This is a genomic window from Alysiella crassa DSM 2578 (assembly GCF_000745955.1).
In the GTDB taxonomy this organism is placed as follows: Bacteria; Pseudomonadota; Gammaproteobacteria; order Burkholderiales; family Neisseriaceae; genus Simonsiella; species Simonsiella crassa.
Genome location: NZ_JQKH01000081.1, coordinates 1 through 11,077, shown reverse-complemented (window position 1 = coordinate 11,077; position 11,077 = coordinate 1). Strand labels below are relative to the sequence as shown.

The following is an 11,077-nucleotide window of genomic DNA, read 5'->3' as shown; positions in this document are numbered from 1 at the left end:
GTACACGCCAATTTTTACCAACACCCCAAATGTAGGGTGCGTACCACGCACCAAACCATTCAAATAGTTGAAATTTAGGTGCGTAATACACACCCTACATGAATTTTGTCGTGTACTGAAAGGCTGCCTGTAAAGATGAGAGAAGGGGGAAATCACAATTTTTCTATTGGGATTTCGGGCAATTTGTCTATCGGTTTAGGACCTGTAATACACTGTCGCCAAACCGTCCAAAAGCGCACACCATATTGCGCGTAACGCGGCAAATAAAGCCATGAGATTTCAGGGTGTTGATGATGTGCTTGATGGTAATGGTAATTTAGGAAAAATAGTCTTACCCATTTGGGGACAATCAAATTCCATGCACCATCTTCACGGTGCAATGGCGAAAAGGCGTGGTCAGTATATTGTAGAGAACTCCACTGCAAACCAAACGCTGCGTAACACAACAGCCAGCCTTGCACATTTAAATCCAAACTCACAAACAAAATTGCCTGAAATAACCAAGTCGCGCCCACTTCCAAACGTGATGAAAAAGGCGATAAACGGTCAATCGTGCCAATATAATTTGCCGCACCACTTTGCAGACTGCCTTGTTTGCCAAAAGTTTTGACCAACCACACGCGTACAGCCACGGGTGTGAGCGAATACACAATCGCCCCCAACGCATTTACCGCCCAATACACCCCTGTGAAAATCGCATACCATTGCGCGTATTTCAGCCAACGCACGTCTTTGGGGTGGAGAATATCAAATTGTTCGCTTTCAGTACGGTTGTGTTGATGGTGTTCAATGTGGAAGGCTTTTTGTAAAGCAAAGCCTGTTGGATACCAAGCCGCCGTCAAACGCCCAAACCAACGGTTTACCGATGCCGATGGCGCAAAACTGCCGTGTACGCATTCGTGTAATAATGAAAAAACTGTATTATTGCTTAACGAAAACACCGCCGCCGCCAACAACGCCCACCACCACGCTGCATGACTGGCTATGTACAACATACTGATATTCAAGGACATTGCCATCAATAAAATCAGTATATTCAAACCAAATGGTTTGTGTTGATTGGTTTTCATATTGATGTTCCCCCATCTATTTCGGGCAAAGTCGCTTGAAACGCGGCAATGGCACGCACGCCCACATCGTTCACACCGTCCAAACGCATACGCATTTTTTCCACCACATCAAAATCTTTACGCAAAAATGCCAAATATAAACAACGTGCTAAATACAATTGCAGTTTTGCCCATTTGACGGTTTTGGGGACAGCTATGGCAGCAAACGCTTGTGTGTGGCGCAACTCGGGGGGCGTATCGGGCGAATTTTGTGGCAATAAAGCAAAAATCCCAACCGTATTAAACGCGCCCACCTGACTGTTGACACAAATCGCGCTCCCACAGCAAGTATGGCTCAACACAATTCGCCCGCCTGATAATTTTTGCATCACACGGCTAGACCAACCGCCTTTGGGCAACACCCGCGTTTGATAATCCATACGCAAAGCGTTTTCAGGTAACACAGTAAATTGGGGTTCACCGATGACTTCGCGTTGATGAACGGTTTTCATGTGGGCAATGTCAAAACCGTTGCAAATCATCGCTCGCCAATCAGCATGAATGCGACGCGTGGCGTGTGTCCAAATTAAATTGTTTTCAGGCAGACTGGCAAACGGCAATGGCGGCATCACACCATCGGCAACAGGCGGATGCAACCAAATCAAACCAAATCGCGCCACACAAAACCAAGCGCGGTTTTTCAGGTTGCATGGCGTGTGCGTTGATGATGAAAGAGGGCGGTCTGGTTCAACTGTGCAACCATGTAAACCACATACAATGCCACTTTCTGACACTTTACCACTTTGCAAATGCGCCCCCATATGTGGGCAAAAAGCGTCCATTGCGTGCAGGCTACCTGCATGGTCTCGGTAAACGACATACGCCAAACCACCCAATTGACCTGATAAAATATTTCCTTTTTTCAAATAGTTATCTAAAGTAATGGCATACCATGTTTGTGGATAATGTTTCCAATCTTCACTTGTCATTTTGCGTTTCCATTTGGTTAATAACGGGCAAAAGTAAGGGCAATTTTTGTATGCCCAGAACGCGATTTTTGGCAAAACGTGTTGCATACGCCACCACATCAGGCAACCTGCACACTTTCAATACCCCCAATTGCTCAATTTGTCGCGCATAAGCATATTGTGGATTGGCGCACAATGCCGTATCCAAATTTTGCGCCAAGTGATTAGGCAAAACCGCCCGCTCATCTGCCCACAAAACATAATGTGGCAAGGGCAATTGCACGCCTTGTACAAACAAATTACCTAATTTATTATCAATATTTTCAGTTATTTGACTCAAAGCATGGGCGACAAAGGCTTCGTGTAATTTTTCGCCACACAAATCGCTGTATAAATTACCGCGCCCGACAAAACACAAATTCGGCACACGCGCATAAGGCGATGGCGTTGCCAACAACCAATCTTGGGTATCGTAACGATACAAACCGCCTTGTGTGGTCAAAATCAAACGATAACGTTGTCCTGCTTGCCATTCAGTTAAGGGAATCAGGTTTTCGTTTTCGTCCACCAATTCCAAATAATGTGAAGTCAGCGCAGGCAAAAAGCAGCCTGAAAACGGAATAGTGGCAATGCCTTCGGTTGCCAACAAACCTTTGCCTTGCAAATGAACGTGTGGCAATAATTGGCGCAATTGTTCGGCGGGCGCGGTGGCGGTGTGGCTATCCCAGCAACTGACCGTGTCTAAACGCGACCACAATAAACGGGTATCAGGCACACTCGCTGCAAGCGCACGCGCAACGGTTTGACGGCGGTTTTTATCGTGAATTTGGGGCAAAATTTTGTCTTGTTGCTGGTGTAGGCAATGCAATAATTGTAATAATAAAGTTGGACTCCATGCTGAAATCAAGCTTAAATTTTCCTGTTTTGCCAACAAAATAGCGGTGCGAATGTGCCATTCTGTTGCGCTTTGTGCTGTCGTTAATTCGGGTTGATACAGCGTTTGTGTTTGCAAAATCTTTGCCAAATCAGCGCCCAAATATTGTAAATCATCGCCACAACCAATGGGTATGCCGCCCGATGTGCATTCTGTGGAACGCGCCGCAGGGCTGATGACAAAATACAGATTGCCTGAAAACGCTTTGGGGCGTGTTTTTGCCAAATCGCCCAACCAAGCGTGTACGCCTTGACGAAATGCCATCAATAATGAAGGTGTGTAGGGAATGAGTTTCGCGCCTGAAGTTGAACCGCCTGTTTCTTCAAATTGACATGCATTTTCGGTGGTCAGTAAATGGGTTTTGCCTGCTGCGGTTTGATTAATGGCATCGGCAAAATCGGTATATTGGCGAATCGGCACGGCGCGAGCAAAATCACAAGGATTGTGAATGTCCGTAAAACTGTGTTCTTTACCGAAAACGGTGTCGCGGTTGTGGAGAATAATATTTTGTAAAATAATGGATTGAGTTTGTTCAGGTTGTTCTAAAGCTTGTTGAAATGCCTGTAATGCTGGGGCGGTAAGACGGGCAATAGCGGTGGCGGTCATGATTTATCTTTCAGGCTGCCTTGCGCGATGCCTGCCTGAAAACCGCGTAAAGCAAAAGATTTCAAATTGTCTTCACGCAATAAAGTCAGGCAAACCAATTCGTCTCCATCGGCAAAATGAGGATTGCGTTCGGCAAAAAAACGCGCTTCGGGATTGCTGGCGGTGCTGGGGTTGTGCCATTTTGGTTTGAGATAACCGCGTGATTGTGGATAATGAACAATACCTTGTTCGGGCAAATAATGTTCGCCAAATAATGACCGCGCCAATTGATGAATCAGGCTTTGAACATCGGGTGGTGTAGGGATTTTGCGATTGGGGAAATATTGTTTGCTGAACACATTGAGATAACGGTAAGTGCGGTCGCCTTTGACAATCAACAGCCAATATAAGGGCGTTTCAGGCTGCTCGGCTGCAATGCGCCCAATCAATTCGCACCATGCCAAAGGCAAAGTTTGGCTACCCCAATATTCGTGGGCAATGATGGTGTCGCCTGAAAAAATGGCACGGATATTTTGGTTTTGATGTTGGGCGGTAATGATTTTGAGCGTGGAAAAACCGCAAATTTGCCCCTGTTCACCGTGTAACAATAAAATCCAGTCTTTTTGACACAAATCGTGTTCAAATAAACTTGCTGATGTGCCACCGTAATAATAATCATATAATTCAAATAATTGTCTAACTTGTTCAACCGACAAATCTTGGGGACAACAAAATGATGTGGTAAGCGGTTTCATTTGGGATTCCTTAAAAACATATCCAATCGCCACAGCCAATAAATCAGGGCAATTTCACAGCCCAATGTAAACAGTAAATTTGGCAAATGCACGGCTTGCCAATCAATAAACCACAATTTGGCGTGGGCGTGGTGGTCGTTAAAATGAGAAATATAGTAGGCAAAAACGGTTTCACACACAAACATCACCGCCATGATGACCATGTGTGTGATTTCGGGAGATTGTTTTTTCAGGCTGCCTGCACACCAATACGCACCCCACAATAAACCAATAGCACTCAGCACATCATGTGCTATGCCATAAATATAATGCCATTGTTGCACGCCATACAGCAAGTACATTTCCACCACAGCCCGCGTCAACATACCCAACCAAAAAATCCACCACACCCATTTGGCACGACTATATTGGCTATGGCGAATCAGCAAAGGCGGTATCATCAACCAGCAAAATACCGTCAGCCCCAACCACAATGATTTGGGGAAAGCAATGCTTCCGCCTTGTACCGCAAACCCATTTTGCCAAAAATGAAACAAAAACACCCCACTCAAACACAACAAGGCGCAACAACGGTAAACATTCAGCTTCATTACAAATACAGTTCCCGTTCTTCTTCATGACCTGCTGGCGGGGGCGGGCTGTTTTCGTCCAAAGCCTTGCGCCACGCTTCAATCGCGGGCAACAATACATCGGCTTGGCTGGTGTAAAACCGCGCTTTGCCACCAAAACGCTGAATATTATCGTGTTGGCGTTTGAGCATTGCCACGTCTTGCCCGATAATGATGTGCGACAAGGGTTCAAAAAACAGCCGTATCAAAGGATTCAAGCGACCATATTTAAAACTGATGACGGTATGCACTTCGGTTTCCGTGTCGCTGATGGGTGTACACGAAGACGTGATAATATAATGTTTTTTATCAGAAAAAATATAATTCACTTGTGAAGTATTGGGCGCAATAAAACGGTCGGTGTGGCGCATTTGGCTGTTGCTGTCCTGTAACATATTCCAAACCACGCTTTTTTCGCGTGGTTCGTTTAAATATTCAGCTTCCGCGCCATCTGCCAACCAACGCAATTTCACGGTTGTGCTTTTGCGTGTTGGGCTGCGAAACCAACCTGTATGCACATAAACCGCGTGCGGACAATCCAAAAAATTTTCTAAACACTGTGCCACAGGCGCGTGGAATAATTTTTTCATGCGAAAAGTCGTCCAACCCTGTTCGCCCAAATGGGGAAACGACAAAGGTTTTTCAGCAACAGGGTTGCCAATACACAACCAAACATAGCCGTCTTGCACCACACAATGCGCGGTCGGAATGCACACATTCGGGCAACACGAAGGCGTGGCGGGAATATGCGCCAATTTGCCATCACCATTAAATTGCCAACCATGATAAGGGCAAACCAGACGACCATTCACGGTTTTACCGCCCGATAATGGGACGTTGCGATGCGGACAACAATCCAACATGGCAGCGATTTTGCCGTTTTCGGCAGCAAAAACCACATAATTTCGCCCAAACAAGCATACCGCCTGCGGTTTTTTTCGCACGGCGGTTTCGGTGGTGGCAATGTACCAGTAATTGTGCAATGACATGGTTTTCCTTGTTTTTTAATTGAATCATTGAGTCAGCATGATATGGTCCTGAATATGCAGGCAGCCTGAAAAGCCATATGTTTATATTATATATTATAATGATTTATTTGAATCTAGATAATGATTGGGTAATGATTATGCCCTATTTGACTTTTCAGGCTGCCTGCCGTGATGATGATGAAGCCTTACGCCAATTGTTGCGCGACAACCCCATGCAAGGCGGTATCAGCGTGAGTTTTTGTCGTGAACCATCTTATTTTGACGCGTGCAGCGTGCAAGGCGAAACGGCAGATGTTTTTGTTGGCAAAGACACGCGCACGGGCGCATTGGCGGGAGTGGGGGCGCGTTATGGTTTTCCTGCTTTTATCAATGGTGAAATTCGTTCGCTGGCTTATTTGGCGGATTTGCGTGTGCAGGCTGCCTATCGCAATGGCGTACATTTGCGTCGCGCCTACGATTTTTTGCGCCAACAACACCAAAAACAGCCTTATGCCATCTACACTAGCATGATTTTAAAAGACAATCAAACTGCTTTGCGTACCATTGCCTCCGCTCGTGCGGGTTTGCCTCCGTATCACGCGCAAGGTTTGGTACATACACCGATGTTGTTATTGGCTTGGCAAAAACCGCCAATTCAGGCTGACTGTACGGTGCGCCGTGCCACGATGCAGGATTGGTCACAGATTGTTTCATTTTTAAATCGTGAATATGCTCGGTTTCAATTTGCGCCATATTATCGTGAAGCGGATTGGTTTAATCATCGTTTTCGTGGTTTAAATATGGACGATATTTATTTGGCGTGTCGTGATGGGGTGATTATTGGCACGTTGGCATTGTGGCAACAAAGCGCGTTTCGCCAAATTCGTGTGGCGGATTATCAAGGGGTGTGGCGTTGGTTGTGTCCTATGTATAATGCTTTGGCGATGTTTTCGTCTTTAACGCCATTACCCGAACAAGGTGGGATATTGCGTTGCGCTTATTTGGCGTTGGCGGCAGTGGAACATGATGATTTAAATGTGTTTCGTGCTTTATTGCGTCATGTTTACCGTGTGGCTTGTGGCAAGGGTTTGCATTATTTGGTTGGTTCATTACATGAACGCCACCCTTTGTTACCTGCATTCAATGATTACGCGAAAATAGACGCGGGTGGTTATTTATTTACGGTACAGTTTGACAATGAAATGTTGGCTTTGGACGGGCGTGTGCCGTTTGTGGAAGCAGCGGCTTTGTGAATGATGGTTTCGGGTTGTTTTTGAATAGACGAAAAATCAAAAATGTAGCGCACACTATGATTATTTTTGTCGTGTACGTCTAGGCAGCCTGAAACACACATCAACCATCTTTTATAAATAAAAAGTAAAAAGAAAGCACCCCATGAAATTTGAATCTTTTCCCGCCAAAAACGACCCGCGCTGGGCGGTTTTGGGTTTGCAACTGACTTTTTTGACTTTGGGCATTTTGTTTTGGGGTTTTAACCGTTCGCCATGGCAAGTAGTGGCGATTGTTTTGACTTCAGTTGGTTTAGATATGTTGTTGCATTATCTGTTGCGCCGTAAAACATTATTGTTTCCTTTAAGCGCAGCGATTACGGGAACGAGTTTATCCATGCTAACCAATTTTGCGCATGGTTTGTGGTTAGCTTTGTTGCCGCCATTTTTTGCGGTGGTGTCCAAACATTTGTTTACGGTAAACGGTCGCCATGTGTACAACCCTTCGCTGTTTGGGATTGTGGCGGCGTTGGTGTTGGGTGGCGGTATGATTACGCCTTCGCCTGCTTATCAATGGGGCGGTTCGGGCGCGGTGGCAGCGTTTGTGGTGACTGCCGCGTTGATGTTGGTGCGTGTGAATGTGTATCGTGCTTGGTTAATTGGCTCGTTTTTGTTGTTTTACGCTGTGCAAGTGGCTGTGCGTGCTTACTTGTTGCAACACCATATTCCTGCGGAAACGCTGTTTATGGGGGCGTTTACTTCGCCTGCATTTTATCTGTTTGCGTTTTTTATGATACCCGACCCGCCCACTTCTCCTTCCAGCAAAAAAGGACAAATTGGTATGGCGGCGGTGATTGTGTTGGTGGACTTGGTTTTGCACAAATTCCAACAATTTTCCACGCTTTTTTATGCGGGTTTTATCTTTTTTACTTTGCGTTGGGTTTATTTATTGTGGCAAAGCCGATGTGAAACGCACGATTGGCGTGCGATAGGCGTGCAAAAATTGAAAACGCTGTTGGCGGTGGCAGCCATTGCGTTGGTGGGTATGGGGGTTTATCGCAGTCATCATGCTTTTTCAGGTAATGATGATGTGGGTTTTCAATTGGTACAAATTCCTGCAACACAAAGCGGTTTGCACGGCAGTCAAGGCGATATTTGGGAACGCACTGACCCTAAAATGCAACACATTGCCAAATGGTTATTGTCGGTGGGTGATGCCGCTGCCGTTGCTGATGTGAACAACGATGGTTTGCCCGATGTATTTTTGACCCAACCGCTCAAATCGGAACAAGACCGCGCCCAACTGTATCTCAATCAAGGCGGTTTTCGTTTTGAACCATTTGCTTTGCCTGAACTGGATCCGTATCGCAGGCAGCCTGAAAAAAATGGTTTGGTGGCATCGGCAACTTGGTTTGACATGGACAATGATGGCGACCAAGATTTATTATTAGGCATCGGTTTTGGTAAAGGCGTATTATTGCGTAATGAATTGAAAGAAAAAGGACAATTGGGTTTTACGTCCATAGGCGAAGCCGCAGGCATTGGCACTTACCAAATCAGCACCGCCACCAATGTTTTGGATTACAACCGCGATGGTTTGGACGATTTAATCGTTGGTAATGTCATGCAACGCTATTTGCCCGATTATAACTGTCCCGTTCCCTACAGTATTTTCAGGCTGCCTGAACCTGAATACGATGGCGATAGACGCATGTTCAATGTCATGCACCGCAGTTGGCACAATGCCAATAATGCCGATGAAAACCTATTGTTTCAAAACATGGGCAATGGCAGATTTCGCGCCGTTCCAGCGTCTGAAAGCGGTTTTCAAGGCAAACGCTGGACGATGGCAATCGGCGCAGGCGATTTGAACAATGACGGTTTGCCCGATTTATACATCGCCAACGATTTTGGTCCTGACGAACTGTACATCAATCAAAACGGCAAAACTTTTCAAAGCATACGCGGCAATTATGCAGGTAGCATCGGGCGCGACACCTACAAAGGCATGAATGCCACTTTGGGCGACATCAATGGCGATGGTAAACCTGATATTTATGTTTCCAATGTTCACCAAAAATTGCAAGCAGAAGGCAGTCTATTATGGATAAACCAAAGCCAAGACGGTCAAGCCGATGCCCAAATGTTTACCGATGAAGCCGCCAAACGCAATGTTTTAAATGAACAACGTTTTGGTTGGGGTGCGATGTTTGCCGATTTTAACCGAGATGGTCGTTTGGACATCGTCCAAGCCAACGGCATGGCAGACGATGCTTACGACAAAAAAGAAACTGTTTGCCCCGATTATTGGTATTGGAACGCGCAAATCGCGCTGACCAATCCCGATGTACACGGTTATGCTGACCGTTGGGCGGACGTGCGCGGTCGTTGTATTTTTGGTAACGAAGCCAACCGCTTGTATTTAAATCAAGGCGAATATTTTATTGATGTGGCGCAACAAGTGGGCGCGGATTACACAGGCACATCACGCGGCATGATGGTTGCCGATTTTGACAATGATGGCGACAGCGATTTGTTGGTAACCCACATGACCGCCGCGCCCACGTTGTACCGCAACGACAGCCAAGATGCCAATTGGCTCGGTTTGGAACTGGTCGGCAACGGCACAACGTGCGCCCGCAACGCCTACGGTAGCAAAGTGCGCGTTTTAGCAGACAGCCTGAAACAGCAACGTGAAGTTTATGCCAATAATGGTTTGGCGGCACAAGGCGACCGCAGAGTATTGTTTGGTTTAGGGAAATTGCCTAATCAACACATTCAAGTAGAAATACGATGGTGCGGCAACCCAAAACAAACGCAAACATTGACATTAAGCACAAAACAATACCATCAAATTGTGCAACAAACAGATTGAAACATTGAAAAAGGCTGCCTGAAATTATTTCTGCGGATACATTTCGCTGCTGCTACAATACACGGTTTCCACTTCGCAACGGGCAAACCAGCCATTGTTTTGTTTGCATAATTTGTAGGCAATTTTGCCGACTTGGTGGAAATCGGTGTGGGTAGCGATGTACACATTATCGGGGCGCATTAAGCCGCGTTTGTGCGACCACGCGGCAGCAGCGCAAGTGTTTTGTATAGGAGTGAGCGCGAAACAGCCTGTTGTGCCATTAGGCAGAATTTGGTCGTGGCGGCTGCAAAATTGCTGCATTTCGGCTTCTGCTTCGGCTAGGCTATTGTTTTCTCGTGTGGTTTTGGTTTGGGGAACGGTGCGGCTGTCGTGGGGATTGTGCCAGAAGCCAAGATAGCCATAAGTGTCATTTGCCCACGCAAACGGGGCAATCAGGCAGAGAATCAATGGTGTGTATTTGAAAAGCATATTTTGATTTATGAGTATGAATAAAATCAAATTATACAAAGATTTTGTATTTTCAGGCTGCCTGAAAAGCGCAAATCCTGCACGATTCAGGCAGCCTAAAATTAAATTTTGCACGCGCCGCCCGCGCAATTATCGTCTTCCACTTCGGCGACATCTACGCCCTCTTCCACGACCACGCCGTCAAATTGTGCCAATGCGTCATCTAAATTTTCCCAATCCAAATCGTTTTCTTGCATGATGTTTTTCCTTAAAAAATAATTTATGTGAAGATGGGGTGTTTTCAGCGCAATTCAAGTTTTCAGGCTGCCTTTCAGTACACGACAATTTTTACCAACACTCAAAATGTAGGGTGCGTACCACGCACCAAATCATTCAAATAATTGAAATTTCGGTGCGTAATACGCACCCTACATGAATTTTGTCGTGTACTGAAGGCTGCCTGAAACAGCCAACACTTTGCAAAAACACGCAATTGGATTATATTAAAACCCTTTTTAACCACAACTCAAGAGCAATCTTATGGCACACATTACTTTGGGCGGCAACGCCGTTGAATTAGCAGGGCAATTCCCACAAACTGGCGACACGGTCGCAGATTTTGTGTTGGTGGGCAATGATTTGGCTGATGTGAAATTGGC

10 protein-coding genes are annotated in these 11,077 nt (G+C 45.9%); 2 read left to right on the top strand and 8 right to left on the bottom strand.

Annotated elements, in window-relative coordinates; genetic code table 11:
• Nucleotides 1–152: 152 nt before the first annotated feature.
• From Q338_RS10425 to Q338_RS10400, 6 genes are read right to left on the bottom strand one after another with little or no spacing between them, the layout of a single operon-like run.
• Nucleotides 153–1,070: a fatty acid desaturase gene (locus Q338_RS10425; protein WP_034295120.1), complete on the bottom strand. Its 918-nt coding sequence runs from the start codon at nucleotides 1,068–1,070 to the stop codon at nucleotides 153–155.
• Entirely contained in the window at nucleotides 1,067–2,038 is a 972-nt protein-coding gene (locus tag Q338_RS10420; RefSeq protein WP_034295118.1) for a Rieske 2Fe-2S domain-containing protein, read from the bottom strand. Before Q338_RS10420 ends, Q338_RS10425 begins: the two co-directional genes overlap by 4 nt.
• Entirely contained in the window at nucleotides 2,028–3,557 is a 1,530-nt protein-coding gene (locus Q338_RS10415; RefSeq protein WP_034295116.1) for a GH3 family domain-containing protein, read from the bottom strand. The genes Q338_RS10420 and Q338_RS10415 overlap by 11 nt, the downstream gene beginning before the upstream one ends.
• Entirely contained in the window at nucleotides 3,554–4,291 is a 738-nt protein-coding gene (locus Q338_RS10410) for a hypothetical protein (RefSeq protein WP_034295112.1), read from the bottom strand. The genes Q338_RS10415 and Q338_RS10410 overlap by 4 nt, the downstream gene beginning before the upstream one ends.
• Nucleotides 4,288–4,881 (bottom strand): hypothetical protein, encoded by a 594-nt coding sequence (locus Q338_RS10405; RefSeq protein WP_034295110.1) that lies wholly within the window; start codon nucleotides 4,879–4,881, stop codon nucleotides 4,288–4,290. The genes Q338_RS10410 and Q338_RS10405 overlap by 4 nt, the downstream gene beginning before the upstream one ends.
• Complete coding sequence (locus Q338_RS10400) at nucleotides 4,881–5,888, bottom strand: aromatic ring-hydroxylating oxygenase subunit alpha (protein WP_034295108.1); 1,008 nt, start codon at nucleotides 5,886–5,888, stop codon at nucleotides 4,881–4,883. Before Q338_RS10400 ends, Q338_RS10405 begins: the two co-directional genes overlap by 1 nt.
• Before the next feature lie 131 nt (nucleotides 5,889–6,019).
• On the opposite strand from Q338_RS10400, the gene Q338_RS10395 reads away from it, so the two are divergent.
• Nucleotides 6,020–7,120, top strand: coding sequence for a hypothetical protein (locus Q338_RS10395; protein ID WP_245946705.1), 1,101 nt, complete (start codon nucleotides 6,020–6,022; stop codon nucleotides 7,118–7,120).
• 142 nt (nucleotides 7,121–7,262) lie between these two features.
• Nucleotides 7,263–9,971, top strand: a complete 2,709-nt coding sequence (locus Q338_RS10390) for an FG-GAP-like repeat-containing protein (RefSeq protein WP_034295106.1) — start codon at nucleotides 7,263–7,265, stop codon at nucleotides 9,969–9,971.
• Nucleotides 9,972–9,995: 24 nt separating this feature from the next.
• Here Q338_RS10390 and Q338_RS10385 read toward each other — a convergent pair whose 3' ends face one another.
• Both Q338_RS10385 and Q338_RS15385 read right to left on the bottom strand, forming a co-directional pair.
• Nucleotides 9,996–10,439: a DUF4189 domain-containing protein gene (locus Q338_RS10385; protein ID WP_034295122.1), complete on the bottom strand. Its 444-nt coding sequence runs from the start codon at nucleotides 10,437–10,439 to the stop codon at nucleotides 9,996–9,998.
• 101 nt (nucleotides 10,440–10,540) lie between these two features.
• On the bottom strand, nucleotides 10,541–10,675 hold the full coding sequence (locus Q338_RS15385) for a hypothetical protein (RefSeq protein WP_280517545.1): 135 nt from the start codon (nucleotides 10,673–10,675) through the stop codon (nucleotides 10,541–10,543).
• Nucleotides 10,676–11,077: the final 402 nt, after the last annotated feature.

Bases quoted from the DNA above. Each gene is read 5' to 3' on its own strand.
- Q338_RS10425 (WP_034295120.1), bottom strand. From the start codon at position 1,070: ATGAAAACCAATCAACACAAACCATTTGGTTTGAATATACTGATTTTA.
- Q338_RS10420 (WP_034295118.1), bottom strand. From the start codon at position 2,038: ATGACAAGTGAAGATTGGAAACATTATCCACAAACATGGTATGCCATT.
- Q338_RS10415 (WP_034295116.1), bottom strand. From the start codon at position 3,557: ATGACCGCCACCGCTATTGCCCGTCTTACCGCCCCAGCATTACAGGCA.
- Q338_RS10410 (WP_034295112.1), bottom strand. From the start codon at position 4,291: ATGAAACCGCTTACCACATCATTTTGTTGTCCCCAAGATTTGTCGGTT.
- Q338_RS10405 (WP_034295110.1), bottom strand. From the start codon at position 4,881: ATGAAGCTGAATGTTTACCGTTGTTGCGCCTTGTTGTGTTTGAGTGGG.
- Q338_RS10400 (WP_034295108.1), bottom strand. From the start codon at position 5,888: ATGTCATTGCACAATTACTGGTACATTGCCACCACCGAAACCGCCGTG.
- Q338_RS10395 (WP_245946705.1), top strand. From the start codon at position 6,020: ATGATTATGCCCTATTTGACTTTTCAGGCTGCCTGCCGTGATGATGAT.
- Q338_RS10390 (WP_034295106.1), top strand. From the start codon at position 7,263: ATGAAATTTGAATCTTTTCCCGCCAAAAACGACCCGCGCTGGGCGGTT.
- Q338_RS10385 (WP_034295122.1), bottom strand. From the start codon at position 10,439: ATGCTTTTCAAATACACACCATTGATTCTCTGCCTGATTGCCCCGTTT.
- Q338_RS15385 (WP_280517545.1), bottom strand. From the start codon at position 10,675: ATGCAAGAAAACGATTTGGATTGGGAAAATTTAGATGACGCATTGGCA.